Raw genomic sequence first — 25,256 nt, 5'->3', positions numbered from 1 at the left:
TGTGCAGCCGTCAGTCACATCTATATACTCGGTCAGCCCGAAAGAATCAAAAGAAAAAGTGAATTTTAGGTCTCTTTTTAGAGTATGCTAGTTGAGCAACGACTGACCACATAGAAGACTAAAAAAGTTTCTCTGTAATCGGTGTGAGGATGAGAGTGAATATGTCGAAATTTTTGTGGAGTTACTTACTAATCAGCCCAGCAGTCTTAGGAGCTACCCTAGTAGTTTCTTCGAGCGCGATGGCAGCAGACGCTCAGCAGGCTGCTGATGCGCTCAATCCCGCTGCCGCCAAAGCTGAAACCGCTGAAACCTCCGAAGCGAAACTAAATGCTTTAGCTGCTGTTTCCGAAACAACTGCAGCCTCCGAGCCAGTAGAAGAAATTTCCCAAGTCGCTGGCAGCGAAACCCAGGCAGCGATGGCAGATGTGGCCACGCCTGCAACTGAAAGTGCGCTCGTCGGATCCAACACAGCCCCTGCTGAGGAAGATCCCCAAGCGGCATCACAACCTACAAGTGAATCTTTAGCCGCAGTTGAGCCAGCAGTCGCTCAACCAGTAGAAAATTCGGCCCCGGCAGCCCAACTAGAAATTCCAGCCCCAGCAGCTACCGCTCTCCCAGAGCAAATCGGTGCAGTTCAATTAGAAACTCCAGCCCCGGCAGTGGCAGAGTCGGCAGAACCAAGTTTGCCAAAACCGGCTGAATCTTTAGCCCAAACTGCAGCACCACAAGAGCAAAACCCAGCCGCCACATTAGAACAGCTCAACCAGTACACCACCGAAGGTGCTGCCGGCAGCGAAACTGAAGGTCAAGTTACCTCAGTATCTCAACTTTCCGACGTGCGGCCCACAGACTGGGCTTTCCAAGCACTCCAATCCCTAGTCGAGCGCTACGGCTGTATTGCCGGTTATCCCGACGGCACATTCCGCGGCAACCGGGCAATGACCCGCTACGAATTCGCAGCCGGTTTAAATGCTTGCTTAGACAAGGTGAGCGAGCTCATTAGAGCAGGCAGTGGCAACTTCGCTACGAGAGATGACTTGGCAGCCCTCCAACGGCTCCAAGAAGAATTTGCAGCGGAACTGGCAACCCTGCGCGGCCGCGTCGATGCTTTGGAAGCTCGGACAGCCGAACTCGAAGCCAACCAATTCTCAACTACTACCAAGCTGACCGGGGAAGCAATTTTTGCCCTCACCGACGACTTTAGGGACTTTAGTGCCTTGACTGGCGGTGTTAACGTTCTGGGCTCAAAGCGCAGAAGAGGCAGCAACAACAACGAAGCTGTCTTCCAACAGCGGGTACGTCTGAATTTAAACACTAGCTTCACCGGCAGAGACTTGCTGCTGACGAGGCTTCAGGTAGGCAACGGTCAACCCTTGAACTTAGGGTTGACCAGCGAAGGCACTCAAACTTGGAATGTCGTCGGCAGAACCGACAACGTTGTTGCCCTCGACACCTTGCTATACAAGTTCCCCGTCGGTCAGCGACTGAACGTTAGCCTGATAGCCAACGCTGGCGTTTGGGACGACATTATGCCGACTGTCAACCCTTACTTTGAAGACTTTGACGGCGGTAACGGGTCATTGAGCGCCTTTGGACAGCGGAACCCGATTTATCGCTTGGGCGGTGGCTCAGGTATCGGCTTTGACTACGCCTTCGGCGGCAGGGGCTTGCTGGGTGGCGTGTTCGGCCCGACTTCTCTGTCCTTCGGTTATTTGGCGTCAAATGCAGCCAATCCTAGCAAGGGTGCAGGCTTGACGAATGGCGACTACGCGGCGATGGGTCAGTTGACTTTTACCCCCGGACGCAACTTGCAAGTTGCTTTCAACTACAACCACGGTTACTTTGGCAGGGGTAACTTTGGGTTTGACAACGGTTCCGGGGCCAGCGTCCCCGGCGGTTTCACCGGTACCAACGAGGCTAATTCTCTCGGCTTTTTGAGTGACGGCTTTACCTACGAGGATGGCACCTCCTTCCGCGCTCGCAAAGTGGTCAGCAACTCCTACGGTGCTCAGGCTTCGTTGCGGCTGAGCCCGAGGTTTATCATTGGCGGCTGGGCTGGTTTAACCCATGCTCGCATTCTCGGCATCGGCGATGCGAAAATTTGGAATTACGCTGTCACCTTGGCTTTGCCAGATTTCGGGAAAGAAGGCAACTTGCTAGGGTTCGTGGTAGGTCGCGAGCCTTACTTGGATAAACTTAAGGTTCCGAGCGATTTGCGGGGCTTCACAAATGACCAGTCGTGGCACTTTGAAGGGTTCTACAAATTCAAGCTCTCGGACAACATTTCTGTTACTCCGGGCGTGATTTGGGTGACGAATCCCGATCAAAATCGCCGTAATGATGACACCATCATTGGTACCCTGAGAACTACTTTCACGTTCTAAGAGCGGGTTAGAGGAGGCAGGGGGGTCATATCCTCTCTGTCTGCTAATAACTCTAAACTTTGAAATTAGCCCTGCCAAAGGCAGGGCTTTTCTGTGTGGCGGACAAATGCAGCTCATCTTATTTAAAATCCCTTTTCCCCACCTTCCTCTTCCACCAGCACCCCAAGCCAAAAGCTAAACCAACACCTGCGATCGTAGTAGGTTCCGGCACAGTTTCCGACTCAGACTCGTACTCATAGGCGAGAGTAAGTGTTGAATCAGCCGCGACTGTACCCGCATAAGTTCCAGTTGCAGGCGTTCCTAAAACTTTAACAGTACCCATTGCCGCAATGCTAGCAGCAATTAAATCCCCCGCACACCCACTAAACATATTTAGAGACTGCGGCGAACTGTAACTCCTTGAAACTCGTACCATCGCACTCCCACCTCTAGCCCCTGCAGCCCCCGATTCAATACTCATTTCCGGCGGATTTGCAAACAAACTCAGAACCAAATTGGGGTCAGCTTTTAAACTCGGTAAATTCACAGCAATCTGAGCACTCGTTACCGCCGTACCAGTAAAATTGCTAGCAGGAACAATACTGATATCGCTGTTAACCGTTGACTGAACTGTAACATAAGCCTTTAACAGCGTCCCCAACAGCGAATTAAACTTAGGAAACACCCCATTCAGCGTACTATTAACTGGCTGCTGCTTCAAATTTACCGTATAAGTTTGCGTGAGAACAGCAGCTTGTACAGGAATTGCCAACTCATTGAAAGCCAAGCTAAGAACCCCATAAACAACCGCTATTCCTAACTTTTGATATCCATTCATTGCGACACACTCCTAAATAATCACTCTTCTTTCCAATCGGGAAAAGTGTCTGCCGCTTTCCGCTTTTTTTAAAGGCCAGACTGCAGGTAAAACTTAGAAAAATCGATAAACCTCGGCATATTTTCCACCACCAAATGAACAACAGCAGAGAACAGATAACCTAAAACCCAGACCGTATAAGCTATGCTAAAAGGAGCATAAGCAGCCAAAGTCCAGCAGTCTGAAGGTTCTTCCCAAATGTGTTCTCGCCGCAGCCAACGAGCGTAAAATTGAAAAGACCTCGATCGCAAATTGTTAAGCCCAGTCAAAGCAACCAGCAAATAATAGCCATCAAACTTATTCAAAGGGTTGAGATTAAAAACTACAGTCACCAGCGTTGCTACCATCAGCAAATAGCTAGCAAAATGCCATCCAGAGTTAGACTTAGAAAAAACCCAAACCCAAACCGAAAAAGCCCAGATAGCCACCTGCACCAACACGCCTGCTGCTACTACAAAAACGCGCTGCTTCCGCCTCACTAAACTGTACTGATCTGTAGTATCTGTATAGCATCCCGGTATCAAGCACAAAAACAACAGCCCCATTTCTGGGACAACACCGCCGTAGTGCTTCAAAGTAAAAGCGTGACCTAATTCGTGCAGACCAACTACTACCATAATCAGTAGCACAAATGTTACCAGAGTTGTAATTTCCCCAGTTGCCCAAACCTGTTGATTGGAAGCAGAAACCTCGTCAGCCAAAGCCAGCCATATAGCCAGAGAAGCACCGATCAAAACACACAGAAAAAAGCTCAATTGCCACGTCCAAATCCAGCGGAGTTTACCTGTGTGTTTGGTTAGCCAAGCATCGGGATTGAACAGGGGAATTTGGAAAGACAATAATTGCTGAATGTTGAATTTGTTTGGGGGTGGTTTTTGAGGTTGGGTTCCCTCTAACATTCCCGTTTCTGCTAGCATCCGCAGCAAGTATTGCAAATCCTCCAAAGTAATGTCATATTCCGATGCGATATCGCTGATTGGCTTCAAGCCCAACTTTTCCATTACCTCTTTGTCAGAATTGTCAACTTGCAAGCAAGTAACGCCTTCTGAATTGCGGAGTATCCAATAGCCGTCTGGGTGCGGTATCCACTGTACCGTTGATTTGAGTTTTGGGCCATAAAGAATCGTTGGAGAATCTTCACTCGGATTTTGAGATATAGATTTCTCCTCTTCCTTAGTTAAGTCGGGGCACAATTTTTCTTGACCTTCGATGCGTGCAAATTTTTCACGACTTTGCATGATGTTGGGAGTTATAAATTGTAGGCTGCACAGAAAAACATTGGCAATGTCAGCAATTTGTATCTTGCTATACAGAAAGGTTGCAATTTCAGTCCTGGACGCATGGGGGTCGAGAAACCGGGTTTTTTACCGAATCTGCCGTCTACAATGCGTCTTTTCGTAAAAAACCCGGTTTCTCAACACTCGCGCAATTCCTGTATTAATTAATACAATAAATTCCCTAATGTTTACAAGTTGCGATCGCTGCATGATTTACATGGTAGTGTTTAATTAGCTAATTTGCAAATCTACGTAGTTAATTAATATACTCAATTAACTGCCTGGGTTTTCCAGGTCACTACTAAACGGGGGCTTAAGTGTATGGGTTGGCATTCAAAAGGCTTTCAAGTCCGCAAGAATAAAGGGGTTGAGAATTCTCCCCCAAAAACTCGCCGCCCGCGAAAGACATTCATCCTGGAACGAATTATCACCCCCAGCGCCCTAGTTCCCGGTGGTGTGGATGACCCTGACGCGCAGCACCAACTCCTCAACTCTCTATCGCTGCTCAGTTTTGACTTTTCCGACTGGGCCCAAAAATTTAATCACGCGACCAATTTACATTTATTTGCAGATAGCGGTGCGGGTACTTGCCCAACTTCCCCCACCCCCGATGGCGACTTGCCGCCGATTATTGACTTTGACCCATTGGGCTTGTACTCTCCACCAACACCGACACCAGGGCCTAACATTCAAGGGGCTTTTAATACGCTGCCACCCCCAATTATATTGCCCATAGATCCGCCTGGAAGCAATAATAAAGTACCTACTGATTTAGGTGGCGCTTACACATTTACAGCCAAAACAGCATCAGGTAATAACAATGCAGGTTCAGCGAACCAATACACCTTTAGCATTACTAATTCCGAACTCAATTCCACAGATTCAGACACCGTACTTGTGGGAGTTTCAGTAGCCTCAAAAGATAATCAAGGGTCACCTGAACTACCAGAAGTAGATAAACTCACACCAATTCTCACATCAACCGATACAAATAGTACCTATTCCCTATTTTCCATCAATCGTTCTGGCTTAAACCTGCTTAATATCAACAGCGCATCGAGTGGCGCGTACACTCTAAAACTGAACGTAGCAGGCGATATCAACAGCGACGGCCGAGTTGATACAACAGACAGACAACTCCTAAATAACGCTCTAGGCAGCACAGCAACAGACCCCAATTATACAATTAACCTAGACCTCAACCGCGATGGAATCATCAACTCAGTAGACCAAACTCTCCTCAACAACAACTTCGGCTTCATCACCAACAAACCACCAGTCACCTCCCCATTCTCAACCAACACCCATGCAGAATTGGAAACAATTATACCCTTAATCGGTAAAGCAACAGACCCCGAAAACGACCCCATCTCCTACAACACGCTCAACCCAATTAACGGTACTGTAAAATTCGATCCCATTACCAAAACAGCCACCTTCAAACCCACACCCGGATTCTCAGGCATCGCCAGCTTTGACTTCATAGCCAGCGACAGCTATAACAGTGGAATACCAGCAAAAGTAACAGTCAACGTCAGCGGATCCCCCCTACTTTCCTTAGACTTCGCCAATCGCAACCCTCAACTATATCCAGGAGACAACACAGAATTAGTTGTGCTCGGAGACTTCGCCGACCAAAAAGGCGTAGTGCTGCCAGATTCTTACTTAACATACACATCATTAAATCCCGGAGTAGCACCCATTGACCCCTTCGGAAAAGTCACAGGATTAGCCAACGGAACCTCAATTTTTACAGCCTCTCACAACAACATTCAAGCCGTGACTGCGGCACGAGTAGGCGAAATGCCAATTCCTGCCAACGATGACGAGTGGAATGCGCTACTAGCAGAGATTTACGGTTTGGATGTTTACCCGCAAGCGGTGACTTTAACAACAGGAGTAAAGCGCTCATTACTGGTAGGAATTTCCGGCCTTACTGACTCTCCAGACCTAAAATTTGGCTCTGTCGGCACTCGCTACTTCGTCAGCAACCCCAATGTATTGCAGGTGAATTCAGACGGCGTAATTACTGCTGTAGGTGAAGGAATTGCCAGCGTCACCGTCATTGACGGAGCAGCAGAAAAGGTGGTTCCAGTGCGGGTAAAAACGCCTTTGATGGACCCGGCGGTTTTGGGAGTTGATGGCGGAGTCGTGCAAGGCAGCGACGGCTCAGTAGTAATGGTAGCTCCTAGTGCCTTAACTCATGATACAACGGTTAACCTGACACCACTTAGCAGCGAGGGCTTGCCACTGCCATTCCCCGACAGCATGGAGTTTGCTGGGGGGTTCAATTTGGACTTGGGGAACACCCCCTTGAATATACCCGTCCAGTTGGCAATTCCCGCCCCAGTTGGCGTACCAGTCGGCACCGAAGTTTTATTTATGCGGAAGGGGTCGCTGCCAGGTGAAGCTGATAGCTGGAACCAAACTTGGCTGATACAGGAATCAGGGGTAGTGGGTGCAGACGGAATGATCCGCACCACTTCGCCACCTTTTCCAGGCGTGACACAAAGCGGTACTTATACTATTGGGTTATTGCCCGCAGGAATGCCATCAGTTAGTTCAATTGTGAACGCGAGTACAGAGGAAAATGCTGGACTCATCAACCTTTCGACTAACCTCTACTTTGAGAATAGCTATTTAGGAGCGCAAACGGGTGGAATTGGTGCAGTCTCTGCCACAGAGAATCAATTCGAGGCGACAACCTCACTATTAGCTTACTTGGCGCAATCTTCAAACAAGCCGCTGGAAATGATCGGAATTCCCAAAGTTGGGGAACCCGTTATTACAACAGCTCAGGTAGAACTGAATACAGAAGGAGTTCCTACAGTCTCGGCAGTTCTCTCTGGACCTGACACTGGGTTAGCAGTTCCCCTTGAACCGCCGTCGCTGGAGTCAGCCGAACTAGAGTTCTCGAACAGCGAACCTGTGGTGTTCTTGACAGGTAGCAATTTCCTAAATGGTCTCAACGGCAATCTGGGCGATAGTTTCGGGGATTTGAAGGTTGACTTCTCAGTGGGAGGTAAGAGTTACTCTGGCACTGTCATGCCAGAACTCAGCAGCTCACTCGGAGACAACCGCTATAAGGTGGCGGTCAAAGCTCCTATCAGCGTACCTCTGGGCGAGTCGGAAATTACACTGTCGCGGCCGCAGAATGAGCGTTTTGGCCCTGGGCAGCTTGATTCTGATGTGGTCAAGCGTTCGAGTTTTGAAGACCTCCAGTTAGAACCTGTATTTTCTGATTTGGTGTTGGTGGCACAGCGGTCTAGTGACAAAATTAGGGTAATTGACGCTCTCAGTTCAGTTTCGACTCCGCCGAGCCCGCAACAGCAGCCTCCCAAGGATTTGTCGGTGGGAATGCCAAGCGTGACAGACCGTCCCGGACAGCTAGCTGTCACCAGTAATGCGACTCGCGCCTATGTACCTTTGGAGAGGTCGGGGCGGGTGGCAATGGTTGATTTGCTGGCGCGGCGGGAGGTGGATGCTGATGCTTCTACGACGGCTGTCGATGATATTAATTTGCCAAATGGTGCATCCCCTGGGGCGATATCTATTGACCCTTGGGATAATTATGCCTACATCGCGGACTCGGGGCGGGGCAGCATCTATGTTCTGGATGTCAATCCAGACTCGGCAAGCTATAACCAGGTTGTCCAGACTCTCTCAGTTAATGCGAAGTCAGGACTGCGCCAGATTGCGATTAGCAGTGACGGGCGCAAGCTGTTTGCTACTGCGGCAGATGGTTATATTTACGCTGTGAATATCGACCCAGAAGACAAACCTAGCGAACCGAATTCTAACCCTCGTAAGTGGCGCGAACAGATTGGAAAAGTATTGACTCCTACAGGGGCTTGGGGGTTGGCTGCAACTCCTGACCCGCTCAAAATGGTTTTTACCAATGGTAACCCGAACACAGACGGAAGCGGTTTTGGGGTGCTGACGGTGAGTGATGACCCGATCAATTTGGCTCCTACAACTCGCTACACGAATTTAACGCTTTCGGCACAAACCAATGAGGGCAATGTCTTTGAGGTGAATGAGGGAGTGGCTGTAACGGTGACGAAGGACGGGCGGTATGCGTTTGTGGCGGGTCGTAACTTCAGGGGAAATACGGGAAGTTATCCGCTGGCGGGGGGGAATATTGGCATTATTAAAGATCCCCTGGGGCCTAATCCCAAATTAGTTGCCGCGACTCAACCGGTGCCGGGGAGTTTAACTAATAATGTGGCTCTTTCTAGTGATGGGAAGTATCTAATTGGTTCTTATCCTACTCTGGGTGGTGGTGGAAATGCTTACGTCTTTGATGTGGAGGAAATTATTAAGACTGTTGAAAATCCTGCTTATGCTTTGACAACGCAGGGTGTTGAGAAGTTTAATCCGAATATAATACCAAAAGGTGCTATTCCGGCTGTGATTGCGATCGGTGGTAATCCTTTGGGTGTGGCTGCTACTAAAATTGATATTGCCCCTGCGGCCATTCGCTACAATAACGATAAAGGTTACAGCGCGGCTGGTATTAAGTTGATTCAACAGGTAGTAGGTGCAGGTCAGACGGGAATTTTTGGAGCAGACACTGTGAAAAAGATCGTTGACTGGCAATCCACTCACGGTCTTAAGCGCGATGGTAAGGTAGACTCCAAAACCCTCTGGTCAATTATTACTGAACTACGCATGAGAAATCAGCTCTTGGATGCGTTGCTACTCACGGCGCTATTCACTGCGAAAGTAAAAACCCATCAATATCTCACAGATAGTGGAAAAACGATAACAATTGGATATGGATCTTCTGGATCTTCGCGTCGCATGTCTAGTGGTTTTAACGAAAAAACTTTTCTTGAAAGCGTTAAGATGTCTGACAAGGTGAAAAAACTTTCTGATATCACCACCGAATATGATTGCCACGGCTTTACATTTTTAGCAGGGGCAGAATGGATTAATAATGGTGAAGTAGAAAAAATCCTCAAAGACAATGGGTATTCCGTCGCGCAGAATCCATCTGTGGGTGATGTGGTAATTTATCGGGACAACCAAGGGCTAATTCAACACTCAGGAATTGTGGCAGCCGTTTCTGGGAATACAGTAACAAGGGTTATTAGTAAATGGTCAGTCTATGGGCTTTACGAGCATAACTTAAAGGATGTACCAGCCTCCTATGGGCAAAAAACTACGGTTTACAAAAGCAATCGAACTTCTGGTAATTTCCCCAAAGGTCTGGGTGCAGGGCGTCCCGGAAATCATCTCTTGCGCCTACGCTAATAGTATCTTGCTAGAATACCTCTTCTGAGTGAGAGGGAAAATACGTCTGACGCTCAAATAAAACTACTGATGAAAATTCATGAGCAGATGAAAAGATTACAGCAACTTCTCGATAGCTATCCTTTTCAATTTGCACTCACTTTTTGTGTATCTTTGACTCTTTTTTTGATAGGATGCAGTGTACTGAGTCCTCTTCAACAACAGACACAAGCACAGCGACAAGCACTACAAACAACGACTTATCTTACCTTTGCTGATGGGTGTGTAAATAAGACTAATTTGAGTTCGTCTACTAGGCATACTATTGAACTGTTGTTGCGGAAAGTTGAGACAACAGACTGCGCCCAAGCTAACAAGAAGCTTTCTAGTCGCACTGAACTTAGCATTGAGGGCGAGGGAATAACTGACATCAGTCCTCTTTCATCTTTAACGAACTTAAAAAATCTAAGTCTCAGTGTTAATGAGATTTCTGATATTAGCCCGCTCAGCTCACTGACCAATCTAACTATTCTTAATTTAGACCGGAACAACAAAATTTCTGATATCGCTCCGTTAAAACATCTGACTAATTTAAAAGAGTTAGCCCTTTTTGGCAATAAAATTTCAGACCTTGCACCCTTGAAGGATTTAACAAAGCTAACTGTATTGGCTCTCACCTCTAATCAAATTAAATCTCTCAATAATTTGAATAATTTGAATAATTTGACTAAACTGAGCCTAACCGATAATCAAATCTCGAACGTCAATCCCTTAAAATCTTTAACAAATCTAAAAGACCTCTCGCTAGGGATAAATAAAATTTCTGATGTTAGTCCCCTGAAATCTCTAACTAATCTAAATACCTTGTTTATTAATAGAAATCAAATCTCAGACATTAGTCCCCTGCAATTTCTGACTAACCTAACTACACTGTATATCTCCGAGAATCAAATATCAGACATTAGTTCGTTGAGATTTATGACCAAGTTAACTGAAGTCGATCTGGGTCATAATAAAATCTTTGATATTAGTATGTTATATGGGATTAATTTAACGTATCTCCAACTCACTAACAATCAAATTGAAGAGGTGAGTTCGTTAAAGTTTCTGACGACCTTAACGGTACTTTCCCTCGCTGATAATCAGATTTCCGACATTAGTCCGCTGAAATCTCTGACTAAACTGACTGAACTCTACCTTAGCGAAAATCAAATCTCTGACGTGAGCGCATTGAAATCTTTAACCAGCTTAACAATGCTCGACCTCGCTAACAATCGAATTTCGGACATTAGTATGTTGAAGCCTTTAACTAACGTCCGGCAACTATACCTTGAAGGAAATCCGCTGAGGAATAAAAAGTGCCCATTGCAGTTTTATAGGTGTGAATATTAATAAATCAAACGATTGTAACAACGATTTCACTTTTATTAAAAACTTAAATCACAGGAGCGAGAGCAAATGAAAAGAGTACAGAAACTTCTATGTATGTATTATTTTAAAGTCACATTCACCTTTTGTGTAGCTTTAATTATTATTGTAAGTGGATGCAATTCAATTATACATTTTAAACAGATACAATCACAGCTACAAACACAGCCCAAAGTACAAGCAAGCAGTTACCGCACTTTTGCTGATTGGTGTGTAAATAAAACCAATCTCACTCTCTCTACTAGGCATACTATTGAACTGTTGTTGCGGGATGTTGAGACAACCGACTGCGCCCAAGCTAACAAGAAGCTTTCTAGTCGCACTGAACTTAGCATCGAGGGTTCTCAACTGGTTGACCTCAGTCCATTTTCATCCTTTAAAATTTTGAGGAAGTTAACCCTTAGTGTTAATAATATTTCTGACATCAGTCCGCTAAGTTCTCTGACTAATCTTACTGTACTTAAGTTAGATAGGAATCATACAATTTCTGATATCACTCCGTTAAAACATCTAACTAATTTAACAGAGTTAGCCCTTTTTGGCAATCAAATTTCAGACATTGCACCCTTGAAGGATTTAACGAAGCTAACTGTATTGGAGCTCAGATATAATCAAATTAAATCTCTCAATAATTTGAATAATTTGAATAATTTGACTAAACTGAGCCTAACCGGTAATCAAGTCTCGAATGTTAATCCCTTAAAATCTTTAACACATCTAACATACCTCTCGCTAGATGCCAACAAAATCTTTGATATTAATCCTTTAAAATTTCTCAATAAATTAAGAAAATTATACTTGCAGAAAAATCAAATATCAGACATTAGTCCCCTGAAATCTCTAACTAATCTAAATACCTTGTTTATTAATACAAATCAAATATCAGACATTAGTCCCCTGCAATTTCTGACTAACCTAACTACACTGTATATCTTTGAAAATCAAATATCAGACATTAGTTCGTTGAGATTTATGACTAAGTTAAAAAAAGTCGATTTGGCTCATAATAAAATCTTTGATCTTAGTAGGTTATCTGGGATTAATTTAACGTCTCTAGAACTCACGAACAATCATATTTCCGATGTTAGATCGTTGAAATTTATGAAGAGTTTAACGGTACTTTCCCTCGCTGACAATCAGATTTCCGACATTAGTCCCCTGAAATCTCTGACTAAACTGACTGAACTCTACCTTAGCGAAAATCAAATCTCTGACGTGAGCGTATTAAAATCTTTAACCAGCTTAAGAAGGCTCGACCTTGCTAACAATCTAATTTCTGACATTAGTATGTTGAAAACTTTAATTTACATCTTGGAAGTCTACCTTGAAGGCAATCCGCTGACTAATAGAAATTGCCCCTGGGGATACGATTTTAGATGTCGATACGAATAATTAGAGGGCGGACTCCTTGGGATAATTATGCCTACATCGCAGACTCAGGGCGGAGGAGCATCAAAGCTCTGGATGTTAATCCTGACATAGCAACCGCGCCTAGCGCCGCCAAACGCCCAGCGCAACAAATTACAAGAATTTATGAAAGTCAGTAAACTCCAGTGGAGAACCGGGGTATAATCAAAGGTGAGGAGTGAGAATTTGGAACTCAAAATTGAGAATAATTCTAAAATCTGACTTCGGAGTTGATAATTCTGGAACTTTCAAGTGCAATTATGGTGGAACTATCGTGTAAAAGCGAATACGCAATCTTAGCTTTGCTGGAGCTTGCCGATTGCTACGAAGAAGGCGAGCCTCTGCAAATTCGCCAGATAGCGGCTCAGCAAAATATTCCCGATCGATATTTGGAACAGTTGCTGGCTACCATGAGACGCTGCGGGCTGATTCGCAGCCAGCGAGGAGCTAAGGGAGGTTATATCTTGGCCAGAGAACCCTGGAAAATTACACTCCTCGAAATTATCAACTGCCTCGAAGGCTCAGAGTTCGATCGCTCTGAAAAAGACTCGCCTGCTCAAACTGTAGAAAGTGCGGTGATTTGGGAAGTTTGGCAAGAAGCTCGATCGATTGCCAACTCAGTTTTGCAAAAATACACGCTACAGGATCTGTGCGAAAAGCGCAATGGCAGACGGCAGCTCGATATCATGTATTACATCTAGTTAGTATTGCCAACTAGGAATTAAGATTTACTTTCAACCACAAACTGACAAAGATTATGCGTATTGCTGGCGACATTACAGAATTGGTAGGGCGGACGCCCCTGGTGCAACTCAACCGCATTCCCCAAGCCGAAGGCTGCGTGGCTCGGATTGTGGTCAAACTCGAAGGCATGAATCCGGCAGCATCGGTGAAAGACCGCATCGGTGTCAATATGGTCAATCAAGCAGAGGCCGAAGGTCTGATTAGTCCTGGCAAAACGGTTTTAGTAGAACCGACTTCTGGGAATACCGGAATTGCTCTGGCAATGGTGGCCGCGGCTAAGGGCTACCAGTTGATTTTGACCATGCCGGATACGATGAGCACGGAACGCCGATCGATGCTGCGAGCTTACGGGGCCCAACTAGAACTGACTCCCGGAATTGAGGGCATGAGCGGCTGCATTCGCCGCGCTCAAGAGATTGTGGACAAAACTCCCAATGCGTATATGTTGCAGCAGTTTCGGAATCCCGCGAACCCGCAGGTTCACCGTTCGACAACGGCTGAGGAAATTTGGGAAGATACAGACGGCGAGGTGGATTTCCTGATTTCGGGAGTCGGCACGGGCGGTACGATTACGGGTGTCGCAGAGGTGATTAAGTCGCGGAAACCCGAATTTAAGGCGATCGCCGTTGAGCCGGCTAATAGTCAGATACTGTCGGGCGGAAAGCCAGGGCCTCACAAAATTCAAGGTATCGGCGCTGGTTTTGTGCCGCCGGTGCTGAATGTGGATTCGATCGACGAAATTATAGTTGTTACCGATGACGATGCGATCGCCTATGGCCGTCGCTTGGCCAGAGAAGAAGGACTTTTGTCCGGTATTTCCAGCGGCGCGGCACTATGTGCGGCGGTGAAAGTCGGCCAGCGTCCCGAAAATGCAGGGAAATTGATTGTAATGATTCAGCCTAGCTTCGGCGAACGCTATCTCAGCACTCCCTTGTTCCAAGATCCAGAACTCAATCTGGCGATGGCCCTCAACTAGGTCAGCCTCCGACCCAAGCTGCAGAAACTGACAGCAGGGCGTACAGTGTACGCCCTGCTTGGCTTGGCTTTTTAGCTTAAAGAATTGCGATAGATTGTAGCTGCCTCGATCGCGAGCGATGCTGAATTTGTCAAGGGGCTTTTTTTTGAACGAACCGCTTTCGGCGCGTTAGCTTCGTGGCCGGTAAGCGCTCTTGTCGGGAAGGAAAGAGCTAACAATTGCTGGGAGGAGGGCTATAGCGGTTCTCAAGCGTGGTGAGGTATGGGGGCTTTGTCCTATGCCCTATGCCCTATGCCCTATGCCCTATGCCCGCGAGAGCACCTCATGTTACCGAGAAAGGCTATATATGAGCCCCCAATGTCGATCGGCTTGCCACTTCAAAAGCATCAATCTTTTTCTAAAATAGATTGATGATAAGTTTAAAACTGACGTTTTCAACTTACACTTTTTGGCATTTATATCAGATAAATACCTAATAAATTAGCAAATAATGATATTTTTGTCAAGCTTTTTTTCACAAATTATCCAGATTTCAAGGAAATAACAGCGTGTCTTCCGTTATCAATCACTACAAAACCCTAAAGATTAGCCCAACCGCAACACAAGCCGAGATTAAACAAGCATACCGCCGTTTAGTCAAATTATTTCATCCAGACAGCCGCAGCGACACAGCGGGTCACGAAGAGATTGTCCGCCTCAATGCAGCCTATGAAATATTAGGAGACGCCCAGCACAGACAATCTTACGATCGCCAACTTTCCGAGCAAACCGAACAGCAATCACCAGTCGCACCAAACGTCAGCCGCCAGCAACAACAAACAGCACGGGACGCTGACGAACTAATGGAACAGTGGCTGATTAAAGTATACAAACCAGTCAATAGAATGCTCAACAGCATCTTGAAGCCACTTAAAAAAGAAATAGACGAATTGTCAGCAGATCCGTTTGATGACGAACTGATAGAAAAGTTTCAACTTTATATCGAAACCAGCCGCGAGTATCTCAAAAAAGCTCATAACTTTTTTACATCCATGCCCAATCCATCTAATGTAGCCGGAGTTGCGGCCCATCTCTACTACAGCATCAATCAAGTCGGAGACGGAATAGAAGAATTGCAGCTATTTACCCTCAATTATGACGATCGCCACTTGCACACCGGTCAAGAACTGTTTAGAATTGCCGCTAGACTGCGGCGGGAAGCACAGGATGAATTAAAAATTAAAAGTTAAAAAAGCAGATTGTTCCGGGAGCCTCTCAATGAAAGCAGGCAAGCTAGAAATTGGAGTTAGGAGCCAGGAGCCAGGAGCCAGGAGGAAAGAGCAAGAAGGAAGAAGGAAGGAGCCAGAATAAGTGTTTTTACAAATATGAGATGCTCCCATTGTTCCCTCTTCCCTCTTCCCTCTTCCCTCTTCCTTATTCCTTCTTCCCTCTTCCTTCTTCCTCCTTCCCTCTTCCCTCTTCCCTCTTCCCTCTTCCTTCTTCCTTCTTCCTTCTTCCTTCTTCCTTCTTCCTTCTTCCTTCTTCCCTCTTCCTTCTTTCAAATTCCAAAAAGAACTTGAATTCGCTTGCGAATTTTAATAAAAGGAGTTTGTCCCAGAGAGTCGCCATCTAACAATCCTAAATCTCTCAAAGCTTGCTGGCGTTCCGACAATTTTTGAGCAATCTGATCTGCTAAATTCGGCTGTTCTATTAAAAGTTTTTGCAAGTCGTGGCGTTCCACCACAAACAAAATTGCATCTTCGCTAGTTTTAACCGTCGCGGTTCTCGGAGTTCCCAACAGCAAAGATATTTCCCCAAAAAACTCGCCCTCGTGAAGCGTAGCAATATACTGATCGGCTTTTTGAGAAAGAACTTCTACAGTACCCGAAAGAATAATATAAAAAGAATCGCCAGGGTCATTTTCTTTACATACAACCTGTCCCGCTGGAAACAGTTGTCGGTAGCCGTATTCAATTAACTGTCGCAGTTCTAAATCCGTACACTGTTCAAAATAAGTTACTCGCCGCAACAAATCTCGCAGCGTCCAATTATTAGGGGATTTAGACCCTGAATTTTTATGATCGGAAACCGTGGAATTAGATTTGACTTCTGTAGAATGTGTGGCATTCTGCGGAAAAAGTTTGCCGTTGGAATTATCGTCTTTGTTATTGTGAAAAAGTTGAGTTAACTCTTGGGGGTTTCGCAGCCACAAATCCCGCTGTGGAAAGGGAATTTCGATATTTCGGTGGCGAAATTCGTAATCTATTAAAAAATAAACTGCACTTTTAATAGCATCGCTTTCCTGTGGCTGGTCAATCCAAACTAAAAGTTCAAAATTTAAAGCGTGATCTCCAAAACCGCAAAACCATACTTTAGGAGAAGGATGGGATAAGACATTCGATTCCATCCGCGCCGCAATTAATAGCGCTTCCGTAACTATTACTGGGTCAGAGCCGTAAGCAACGCCGACGGGGATGTGGATGCGGCATCTGGGGTCTTTGTAACTCCAGTTAATAATGTTAGTTTCGACAAACTTAATGTTGGGTATGATTACAAAGAGACCGTCAATTGTTTTTATAATCGTAGAGCGGATCGAAATGGTTTCTACCGTTCCTAATAACTTGTCTATTTCAATAAAGTCTCCGACTCTAATTTGGTGCTCGAATAGCAGGGTGAGACCGCTGATAAAGTTGCTGGCGAGATTTTGCAAGCCGAAGCCGAAACCAATGCCGACAACGCCAGCTAAGACGGTGAGAGAAGTGAGGTTGATGCCGGCACTTTGCAGGACGAATATACAGCCAAGCGTTGCTAAAATATAGCTAATGATGGTGGAAATTGCTTCTCGACTGCCACGATCCAATCCCATCCGAACTAGCAGGCTGCGCTTGATTCCTTCACTGATAATCTTAGCTAGAATGAAGGCAAATATAGCTAAAACTATCAGTTGGACGATCGCACTGATGGACAGATGAGCGTCCCCGATATAAAAGAGGGGGGTTGTCATCGCACCCGACCAATCTTCAAAAAAGCGATCGGCTCGTGAAGTAATCCAATTCATTAATATTTGGTAAGGGGTAATGGGTGATTAGTTTTGAGCGCAACTGAACCGCCAACTGCTAACTATTGCAGAGCTTAGGCGAAAAACTCGAACTGTGGAGTGCCCTGTGTTGCAAAAAAGGTCGATTCCTTACCGCAACGGGCCCGCTTCGCGAACGGGATAAATCCGCACGCGCGTACTTTCTCAAAGGCTCGTAACTGATGGGTTAGCAATTGATGGCGAGAAACTGTTTTGTAGCGGTATTTTCTGCCGGATATCTGTGTTGTGGCGTAAAATGGGCCCGGCGGCTTGATCGATCGGCGACTTGTTGCCAATATTTGGAAAATTGGTAGAAATTCATTTACAGCACCCTCAAATAATCGAAAAATTCCAGCAAAAATTAGTTTATCCTTAAGAAGCGAGTCCTTTACAGAACTTAACAAGCTTACCCTACTTGACTTTTATGCAGTGCATCATCAATCGTCGGGCACAGTTTTCGGCGAGTCACCGGTACTGGCTGCCGGAGTTGAGCGAAGCCGAGAACTTTGAGCGGTTTGGCCCAACTGCCCGCGCACCGGGACACGGACACAATTACGTCCTTTACGTTTCCATGATAGGAGAACTCGACGAGTACGGGATGGTGCTCAACCTGTCTGATGTCAAGCACGTCATCAAACGGGAAGTTACCAAGGATCTCGATTTTTCCTTTCTCAACGAAACGTGGCCGGAATTTGAGCAGACTCTGCCAACTACCGAAAACATAGCACGGCAAATTTGGCTGCGCCTAGCCCCTCATTTACCTGTGAGCAAAATTCAATTGTTTGAACATCCCGAACTTTGGGCTGAATATTTAGGAAACGGAATGGAAGCTTATTTAACTTTGTCTACTCATTTTAGCGCGGCCCATCGGTTGGCTCGTCCCGATTTGAGCTTTGAAGAAAACTCGGAAATTTACGGCAAATGTGCTCGTCCCAACGGTCACGGTCACAACTATCATTTAGAGGTGACTGTTAAAGGGGAAATTGATGCGCGGACTGGCATGATTGCTGATTTGGGAGCTTTACAAAAAGCCGTTGACGATTATGTTGTTGAACCCTTCGATCACACTTTTTTAAATAAGGATATTGCTTATTTTGAGAACGTTGTGCCGACTGCGGAGAATATTGCTGTTCGGATCGGGCAATTATTGCGATCGCCCGTTCGGGAATTGGGGGCAGAGTTGCACAAGATTAAGCTGATTGAAAGTCCGAATAATAGCTGTGAAATTTTCGGTGCTGATTTAGAGGAAGTGGTGGCCCAAAGTCAGCAGCCGGAAGCGATTTTAGCTGGGGTTTAGAGCTGAATATCTGCTGGTAGATTCACCAGTCTTCTCTGTATATCCGAGAGTCCGGCAGTCCGACAGTCCGACAGGGGTTGAAAACCCCTGTCTCATAGCTAAAGTCCTCTGAAAGAAAACTACAATTAATCATATTTTCCTTGAGAAGTTGGCTCATTTTTAGCTTCTTCCAGACCCTTATACTTTTGTGAGAACTTCAGAGCGATCGCCTGGAGAATCCTCAAAGATTGCGCCTTGTTTAATCAGGTCTTGCTTCATCGATTCAGAAATGCCTGAGTTCGAGCTGAATCGGGCTTTCTCAACCTTAGTCTTACTCAGGTTGGCATCACTGAGGTCGGCATCAATCAGGTCGGCACCACTGAGGTTGGCACCACTGAGGTTGGCACCACTGAGGTTGGCACCACTGAGGTCGGGACTTCTGAGGTCGGCACCACTGAGGTTGGCACCACTGAGGTCGGCACCACTGAGGTCGGCAACTCTGAGGTCGGCACCACTGAGGTCGGCATCACTGAGGTCGGCACCACTGAGGTCGGCACCACTGAGGTCGGTACCACTGAGGTCGGCACCTCTCAGGGTGGCACTTCTCAGGTCAGCACCGCTGAGGTCAGCACCACTCAGTTTGGCAAAATTCAGGTTGGCACGACTCAGGTCGGCATCACTTAAGTCAACCCCACTAAAGTTTCGATCTCTAATTCCCTGAGTAACAATCTCTCGTACTAGATGCCACTTATTATTGAGTTCGTTACTTTCGTCATCCTCTGAGCTTTCACTCAAAATTTGAACATCTGCAACAGGAAAACCGCTTACTTCCTTTAATTCTCCTGATTTGATGAGAGATACAAGCCGATCGATATCCTCTTGAGCACCCTCTACAGTTAATCGGATGCTGCCCTCTTTAATATCAGTAATTTTTATAGTGTCTCCTGCATATTTTCGTAAAATAAATTCAACCCAACTTGAATTTCCAAAGGAATTTATATCACCTATCAATTTAATTTCAGCTTTAATTGTATGATTTTTTTTATCTATTACAGTCACTTGAAGGTCAAAGGTTGGTGTTAGCATGGTCTCCCCTCCTTCATTAATATCAGGGTTTATGCAATCAGTTATTACTGGTATTTGAGATGGATCTTCTTCTGATAGTTCCGCTATTTCCCTCCAATCTAATTTCAGTTTTTGACATATCCTTTGAAAGGAATCAAGCTGAAGGGGCTGGCACTGAAAAAACTTGGTAACTGTACTGCGGCCTAAAAGCTGAGATTTGGCAAAGCTACTTTTTGACTCAAATCCTAGCCTGATCAGAGCGTTTATTGCTATCTTTACACCTTCTGAAGATGCGGTGATAGTTATCTTCTTCTTTTTTCTGATGCTTAGGTCAGTCATAATGTGGAGAGTCTTTTGACACGATCGCTGACAAAAGCGAAACTAGAGCATAGGACAATCATAGAGCAATCACAAGAGAGCGACAAGTAAATCATTGTGTAGTCAGGGTTTCAAGCATTTTGCTTCACACTAGAAGTATAAAGTTTAGGCTCAACGAAACCCATGAATAACCAGCCAATCACCCACTCTGACTCCACAATAGAAATGATTATTGCCAAAGAACGATTGCGCCAAGCCCACCATAGTTTTAACTTGGCCCTTGTAACGACCGCAGCCTGTGTCCTCATCAGTTTTGCGGGAGTTGGGCTTGTACTTCTGGGCAAAGCCTCAGAGGGCACTATCACGGCAACAGGAGGTCTGGCATCGACTGCTTATTGTCTCAAGCTGTCCAAAGAGGCCAATGACAGACTTGATAAGGTTGCGGAGGATCTCAACGACGATCGATAGCGGGTCGATGGCAGATAATTAAAGCAATACGACTGAGGCAACAATCATCAGGATCGATCGGGGCAACCACGGCGGGATTGCCCCTACAAAACGCGCTTATTCAGAGAAAAATACCCTCGATCGCACTTTTTTAAATAAGGAGATTTCCTCTTTTGAGAAGGTTGTGCCGACTGCGGAGAATATTGCAGTTCGGATCGGGCAATTGTTGCGATCGCCCGTTCGGGAATTGGGCGCAGAGTTGCACAAGATTAAGCTGATTGAAAGTCCGAATAATAGCTGTGAAATTTTCGGCGCTGATTTAGAGGAAGTGATGGCTGAACGTCAGCAGCCAGAAGCAATTGTAGCTAGGGTTTAAAGCTAAAAATTGGGTCTGTTGGGGCGGGTTCACCCGGATATTGGGCTAATTGTGCAGATTGGTAAACCCGCCCCGATGATTTCGAGGGTTATTCAACCGGATTAGGCGCGAGAATATATTTTTGCACAAAAGTTCCACAGCCAGAATTATTGGCACTTTTCCTGAAAAGTCAGGCTGCGCGCGTATTTTGGAGATAGTAAGTCAGCATTCCTCATGTCAGCTATTCTAACTGCTGAGAGTATGAGGTCGATCGCCCGATCGCTGACAACCAAGCACCAATTTCTCCTAAATGAGTTGACGTTTATGCGCGTCTCTAATCTAGCTCTCCTGACTCTGGCTGCCCTCGCATCCCACAATTTAACTGCTAATACTAGCGCCAATCCTGCTGCACCTCCTATTTCTCCTGAGACACCGCAAGCTAGCAACTTTGTTGATGCCGTAAATAATACTGAATCGCGTCCGGCTGAGTCAATTAGCGAGCCTGAGACGATCGCCCACGAACAATTTTCCCCAAATATTACCGTATCCCGTCGGGCTGAGTCAATTAGCGAGCCTGAGACGATCGCCCACGAACAATTTTCCCCGCGAATTGCTGTAAAATCGCCGACAGGTTTACTGGTAGCGGCCGCTCAACCCGATGTATCTGCTAGTGCCAAAACCAAGGCGAATACTCCTGCTGCATCCGGCGATGAACTAACAAAATCTTTACAAGAAACCTGGCTGGCTAAATTAATCGAAACCGGGGCTGAAAGCAATCCTCAAGTTCGCGAGGTTTTAGCTTTTATCTCCCCGTCTAGTGGCAGTGCGGAATCTGGATATGGTTTTAATAGTACCATAACTCTGCTCAATATTTTGCTAATTCTTGGTACTGTATTTCCACCTGTGACAATTGCATTTTTTTGGATGATGCGACGGCTGATAATCAAACAGTTGGTGGCTGATGCCAATAAACGATTGCAGGGCATTGGTGTATTGGAATCCGAACTCAGAAATTCTAGCCAACTGACTCAAAAGTTAAAGGATGAATTAGAAGCGCAAATGGGTGCAGCTAAACAATCCCTTGATTTTTTAACTAGAGAAACTGAAGTTTCCAAATCTTCTGTCGAGCAAATTGAGACTCTCAAATCTCAATTTATCATGCACCTGCAAGTTTTGCGGAAAGAAGTTGACGAGAAAAAATATCAAATTGTTCAAGAGATTTCCCAAGTTCCCGCAGTTGTTGCCAAAGAAGCTCTCAAAATCGCACCTCAACCGGCCTTAAACAATTCCCAAAAATCGCAAACTGCACCTGCTAACGACGAAAAATTGATTGCTGACGATTATATCAAGCAAGCCGAAGGGCTTTATTTTCAAGGCAATTATGATGAAGCATTAGTCTGTTTGGAAAAAGCTGTTTTAGCGAATAAATTTTTGAATGAGGCTTGGTATTGGCGCGGAAATGTGTTAGTAAAATTGCAGCGTATGGAAGAAGCACTCGCCTGTTACGACCAAGCAATATTAATTAAACCGGATAACTACGAAGCATGGTATAATAAAGCGAGTTTGCTGGGCAAATTGCAGAAGTACGAAGAGGCGATCGCCTGTTACGAGCGAGCAAGTTCGAGCGAATCCCGAAAATACGGGTGTTGGCACAGTATAGCGGCTTTGTTGGGTCAATTGCAGCATTACGAAGAAGCGATCGCCAGTTACGATCGCGCCCTGGCTATCAAAGCAACCGACAGCGAACTTTGGCACAACCGAGGCGCGATGCTGGGCAAAATACAGCAGTACGCAGCAGCAGTTGATTCTTACGATCGCGCTATTGAGCTCAATCCCAACAGATACGAAACTTGGTACAATCGAGGCAATATGCTGTGGAGACTGCTCCGCTACAGTGATGCTATTGATTCTTACGATCGGGCGATCGGCATCCGGCCCGATAAATACGAAGTTTGGTACAATAGAGCTGCGGTGCTCGGAAAATTGCAGCGATATCAAGAATCGATCGAATCCTACGACAAAGCAATAGCCCTTAAACCGCAGGATTTTGAAGTGTGGCACAACCGAGGCGTAGCTTTCGAGAAACTATCGCAGCACGAAGCAGCAATTGCCTCTTACGAATCCGCAATTACTCTTAATTCGGAGTGTTACGAAGCTTGGTTTGCCAAAGGGGAATCTTTAGCAAAATTGCAGCGCAATGAAGAAGCGATCGCAGCTTATGAGAAAGCGATTGCTATTAAGCCCGACTCCTACGATGCTTGGCACCACTTGGGTACAGCTTTGTCAGAATTAAAGCGGTATGAGGAAGCAATGGCAGCTTACGATCGAGCTATTGCCATCAAACCAGACAATGCGGAAGCTTGGCGCGATCGAGGCGCACTTGTATCAGAATTAAAGCAGGATACAGAAGGATTTATTGCCGGGGAAAAAGATACTCAGAAACAGCCACAATCCGATGAATCTTCGGACAGTTAGTTATATCAAATCCGTTAGCATCGGAATAGTAAATTCTAGTTCACTGTTGACGGTTGACGGTTGACTGTTGAGAGTGAACAGTCAACCGTCAACAGTCAACATCATGTATGAGTGTTACCGGAAATGATATTAGCTGTAGCCTACACCGCTACGTGGACACCCGAATTTTCTTGTTGGTAATTGTGCGCTGTGATGGGCAATCGCACAAACCCCGCGATGGCGCATCATATCAAATCTGTTAGCATCGGAATAGTAAATTCCAGTTCACTGTTCACCGTCAACAGTGAACAGTGAACAGTGAACAGTCAACCGTCAACCGTGAACCGTCAACCGTCAACAGTGAACAGTGAACAGTGAACAGTGAACAGTGAACAGTGAACCGTCAACATCATTCCGGTGTTACCGGAAATGATATCACAGCGCACAATGATAGATGAAGATACCCGACATTATATCAAGCTGACAGCGACAAGACAGGAGACTCCTGCTGAAGCGGAATCTCAATAGTAAACTCTGTTCCCCCGCCTGGTGCAGAAATACACCCCAAGCTTCCCCGGTGTTTTTCCACTACAATTTGCCAGCTAATCGACAACCCAATCCCTGTGCCCTTACCGGGGGGTTTTGTCGTAAAAAACGGGTTAAATACGTGGCGACGAACCTCTTCCGAGATCCCTGGCCCATTGTCCACAATTCGGACAGCTACGCAATTGCTGCTTGTTACTTCTGTGCTAATCCGAATCACGCTAGGATTCGCTTTAATTTCTTCTAGCGATCTCTGCGTGTTCCACTCGTCAATAGCATCGATCGCATTGGCAAGTATATTCATAAATACCTGATTCATTTCTCCCCCATAACAGTCCACTTCGGGCAGGTTTGGGCAATAGTCCCGCACCACTTCAATCGAGGGGCGGTCTGAGTTAAATTTTAGCCGGCTCTGTAAAATCATCAGCGTGCTGTCCATGCCTTCGTGAAGGTTGACCGATCTCATTTCATATCCTTCTTGCCGTGCGAAGAGGCGCAAAGATAAAACGATTTCGCGGATGCGATCGGCTCCTAAGTACATCGATTTGAACAATTTAGGCAAGTCGTCTTTGAGATAATCTAGCTCGCTGGCTGCGATTTCTGCTTGTATATCTGGAGCCGGATTAGGATAGTGCTTTTCGTAGAGGTCAAGGATAGTGACCAAAGCTTTTGAATATTCCAGAGCATAGGAAAGATTTCCATAAATAAAATTAATTGGATTATTGATTTCATGAGCTACGCCAGCCACGAGTTGGCCTAGCCCGGACATTTTTTCGCTCTGAATGAGCTGGCTTTGCACGTGCTTGAGTTCGTGCAGGGAATTTTCGAGCTGTAGGGCTTTGTGCCGCTCTCGCGCTTCCGATGCTTGCAAAGCTGCTTCTGCAAGCTTGCGTTCAGCAGCCTCCTGCTTGAGGCGTTCATTCGTTTGGGAAAGTTCAGCGGTGCGCTGTTCTACTCGCGTCTCTAGCTCTTGTGCCAAAACTTGTAGGTCGGCTTGCGCTCGCTCGCGCTCGACAATTTGCGCCTGAAGCTTTTTAGTTAGATTTCGCAGATTCAGGTGCGTGATAGCGCGAGCTAAAACTTCTTCGTGTTGAAGGGGCTTAGTGATATAATCAACTCCCCCCACATTAAAGCCTTGGACTTTGCTTTCTGTATCGTCCAGCGCGGTCATAAAAATGACTGGGATATCTTTAGTTAAGTCATTCGCTTTCAGATTTTGACAGGTTTTAAATCCGTCCATTTCTGGCATCAGCACATCCAACAAAATTAAATCCGGCTGGCAATATTGCACTTTTTTGAGAGCGCTCGACCCACTGCGAGCTACCCAAACAGTAAAGCCAGATGCGGTCAAAAAATCCAATACTGAACCCAGATTAGTGGGCGTATCATCCACAATTAAAATGGTGCCTCTGTCTAAAGATTCCCTAGTCATTTTT

At 45.9% G+C, this 25,256-nt stretch carries 17 protein-coding genes; 11 read left to right on the top strand and 6 right to left on the bottom strand.

The features are described from left to right. Window positions 1–161 precede the first annotated feature (161 nt). A complete protein-coding gene (locus QT990_RS08760; RefSeq protein ID WP_333139032.1) occupies window positions 162–2,384 on the top strand; it encodes an iron uptake porin in 2,223 nt (740 codons plus the stop codon). A gap of 118 nt (window positions 2,385–2,502) precedes the next feature. Here QT990_RS08760 and QT990_RS08755 read toward each other — a convergent pair whose 3' ends face one another. Both QT990_RS08755 and QT990_RS08750 read right to left on the bottom strand, forming a co-directional pair. Beyond that, on the bottom strand, window positions 2,503–3,201 hold the full coding sequence (locus tag QT990_RS08755) for a PEP-CTERM sorting domain-containing protein (protein ID WP_333139034.1): 699 nt from the start codon (window positions 3,199–3,201) through the stop codon (window positions 2,503–2,505). Window positions 3,202–3,269: 68 nt separating this feature from the next. After that, window positions 3,270–4,478, bottom strand: a complete 1,209-nt coding sequence (locus QT990_RS08750) for a M50 family metallopeptidase (protein ID WP_333139036.1) — start codon at window positions 4,476–4,478, stop codon at window positions 3,270–3,272. A 360-nt stretch (window positions 4,479–4,838) separates the two neighbouring features. Here QT990_RS08750 and QT990_RS08745 point away from each other — a divergent pair, with 360 nt between their 5' ends. The 6 genes from QT990_RS08745 (at window position 4,839) to QT990_RS08720 (ending at window position 15,536) form a co-directional block, all read left to right on the top strand. Then, window positions 4,839–9,773, top strand: coding sequence for a dockerin type I domain-containing protein (locus QT990_RS08745; protein ID WP_333309203.1), 4,935 nt, complete (start codon window positions 4,839–4,841; stop codon window positions 9,771–9,773). A gap of 69 nt (window positions 9,774–9,842) precedes the next feature. Then, entirely contained in the window at window positions 9,843–11,144 is a 1,302-nt protein-coding gene (locus QT990_RS08740) for a leucine-rich repeat domain-containing protein (RefSeq protein ID WP_333139042.1), read from the top strand. A gap of 93 nt (window positions 11,145–11,237) precedes the next feature. Further along, window positions 11,238–12,572, top strand: coding sequence for a leucine-rich repeat domain-containing protein (locus QT990_RS08735; protein WP_333300461.1), 1,335 nt, complete (start codon window positions 11,238–11,240; stop codon window positions 12,570–12,572). Between the two features lie 275 nt (window positions 12,573–12,847). Continuing rightward, window positions 12,848–13,288: an Rrf2 family transcriptional regulator gene (locus tag QT990_RS08730; RefSeq protein ID WP_242716025.1), complete on the top strand. Its 441-nt coding sequence runs from the start codon at window positions 12,848–12,850 to the stop codon at window positions 13,286–13,288. 56 nt (window positions 13,289–13,344) lie between these two features. Then, window positions 13,345–14,307, top strand: a complete 963-nt coding sequence (gene cysK / locus QT990_RS08725) for a cysteine synthase A (RefSeq protein WP_333102231.1) — start codon at window positions 13,345–13,347, stop codon at window positions 14,305–14,307. Between the two features lie 548 nt (window positions 14,308–14,855). Continuing rightward, window positions 14,856–15,536, top strand: a complete 681-nt coding sequence (locus QT990_RS08720; RefSeq protein WP_333139047.1) for a J domain-containing protein — start codon at window positions 14,856–14,858, stop codon at window positions 15,534–15,536. Here QT990_RS08720 and QT990_RS08715 read toward each other — a convergent pair. Beyond that, entirely contained in the window at window positions 15,519–15,848 is a 330-nt protein-coding gene (locus QT990_RS08715) for a hypothetical protein (protein ID WP_333139049.1), read from the bottom strand. The two genes, QT990_RS08720 and QT990_RS08715, sit on opposite strands and share 18 nt — an antisense overlap. Next, complete coding sequence (locus QT990_RS08710; protein WP_333465143.1) at window positions 15,845–17,344, bottom strand: cyclic nucleotide-binding domain-containing protein; 1,500 nt, start codon at window positions 17,342–17,344, stop codon at window positions 15,845–15,847. Before QT990_RS08710 ends, QT990_RS08715 begins: the two co-directional genes overlap by 4 nt. Window positions 17,345–17,786: 442 nt before the next feature. Here QT990_RS08710 and QT990_RS08705 point away from each other — a divergent pair, with 442 nt between their 5' ends. After that, window positions 17,787–18,659, top strand: coding sequence for a 6-carboxytetrahydropterin synthase (locus QT990_RS08705; protein WP_333465142.1), 873 nt, complete (start codon window positions 17,787–17,789; stop codon window positions 18,657–18,659). Between the two features lie 177 nt (window positions 18,660–18,836). Here QT990_RS08705 and QT990_RS08700 read toward each other — a convergent pair whose 3' ends face one another. Further along, a complete protein-coding gene (locus QT990_RS08700; protein ID WP_333465141.1) occupies window positions 18,837–19,724 on the bottom strand; it encodes a pentapeptide repeat-containing protein in 888 nt (295 codons plus the stop codon). A gap of 480 nt (window positions 19,725–20,204) precedes the next feature. On the opposite strand from QT990_RS08700, the gene QT990_RS08695 reads away from it, so the two are divergent. The 3 genes from QT990_RS08695 to QT990_RS08685 all read left to right on the top strand — a co-directional run bounded on the left by QT990_RS08695 (window position 20,205) and on the right by QT990_RS08685 (window position 23,298). After that, the gene (locus tag QT990_RS08695) at window positions 20,205–20,489 is read left to right on the top strand and encodes a TRADD-N-associated membrane domain-containing protein (protein ID WP_333139058.1); all 285 of its coding nucleotides are present in this window, start codon (window positions 20,205–20,207) and stop codon (window positions 20,487–20,489) included. A 163-nt stretch (window positions 20,490–20,652) separates the two neighbouring features. Then, window positions 20,653–20,844, top strand: a complete 192-nt coding sequence (locus tag QT990_RS08690) for a 6-carboxytetrahydropterin synthase (RefSeq protein WP_333139060.1) — start codon at window positions 20,653–20,655, stop codon at window positions 20,842–20,844. 213 nt (window positions 20,845–21,057) lie between these two features. After that, a complete protein-coding gene (locus tag QT990_RS08685; RefSeq protein WP_333465140.1) occupies window positions 21,058–23,298 on the top strand; it encodes a tetratricopeptide repeat protein in 2,241 nt (746 codons plus the stop codon). Window positions 23,299–23,752: 454 nt separating this feature from the next. Here QT990_RS08685 and QT990_RS08680 read toward each other — a convergent pair whose 3' ends face one another. Beyond that, window positions 23,753–25,252, bottom strand: a complete 1,500-nt coding sequence (locus QT990_RS08680; protein WP_333465139.1) for a response regulator — start codon at window positions 25,250–25,252, stop codon at window positions 23,753–23,755. Window positions 25,253–25,256: the final 4 nt, after the last annotated feature.

It is taken from the genome of Microcoleus sp. T3_B1, assembly GCF_036700445.1.
In the GTDB taxonomy this organism is placed as follows: domain Bacteria; phylum Cyanobacteriota; class Cyanobacteriia; order Cyanobacteriales; family Microcoleaceae; genus Microcoleus.
Note: the sequence above shows the minus strand (reverse complement) of the source record. Positions and strands in the feature narration are given on the sequence as shown.

Excerpts from the sequence above, each read along its gene's own strand:
- QT990_RS08760 (WP_333139032.1), top strand. The coding sequence starts at position 162 with ATGTCGAAATTTTTGTGGAGTTACTTACTAATCAGCCCAGCAGTCTTA.
- QT990_RS08755 (WP_333139034.1), bottom strand. The coding sequence starts at position 3,201 with ATGAATGGATATCAAAAGTTAGGAATAGCGGTTGTTTATGGGGTTCTT.
- QT990_RS08750 (WP_333139036.1), bottom strand. The coding sequence starts at position 4,478 with ATGCAAAGTCGTGAAAAATTTGCACGCATCGAAGGTCAAGAAAAATTG.
- QT990_RS08745 (WP_333309203.1), top strand. The coding sequence starts at position 4,839 with ATGGGTTGGCATTCAAAAGGCTTTCAAGTCCGCAAGAATAAAGGGGTT.
- QT990_RS08740 (WP_333139042.1), top strand. The coding sequence starts at position 9,843 with ATGAAAATTCATGAGCAGATGAAAAGATTACAGCAACTTCTCGATAGC.
- QT990_RS08735 (WP_333300461.1), top strand. The coding sequence starts at position 11,238 with ATGTATTATTTTAAAGTCACATTCACCTTTTGTGTAGCTTTAATTATT.
- QT990_RS08730 (WP_242716025.1), top strand. The coding sequence starts at position 12,848 with ATGGTGGAACTATCGTGTAAAAGCGAATACGCAATCTTAGCTTTGCTG.
- cysK (WP_333102231.1), top strand. The coding sequence starts at position 13,345 with ATGCGTATTGCTGGCGACATTACAGAATTGGTAGGGCGGACGCCCCTG.
- QT990_RS08710 (WP_333465143.1), bottom strand. The coding sequence starts at position 17,344 with ATGAATTGGATTACTTCACGAGCCGATCGCTTTTTTGAAGATTGGTCG.
- QT990_RS08705 (WP_333465142.1), top strand. The coding sequence starts at position 17,787 with ATGCAGTGCATCATCAATCGTCGGGCACAGTTTTCGGCGAGTCACCGG.
- QT990_RS08700 (WP_333465141.1), bottom strand. The coding sequence starts at position 19,724 with ATGCTAACACCAACCTTTGACCTTCAAGTGACTGTAATAGATAAAAAA.
- QT990_RS08695 (WP_333139058.1), top strand. The coding sequence starts at position 20,205 with ATGAATAACCAGCCAATCACCCACTCTGACTCCACAATAGAAATGATT.
- QT990_RS08685 (WP_333465140.1), top strand. The coding sequence starts at position 21,058 with ATGTCAGCTATTCTAACTGCTGAGAGTATGAGGTCGATCGCCCGATCG.
- QT990_RS08680 (WP_333465139.1), bottom strand. The coding sequence starts at position 25,252 with ATGACTAGGGAATCTTTAGACAGAGGCACCATTTTAATTGTGGATGAT.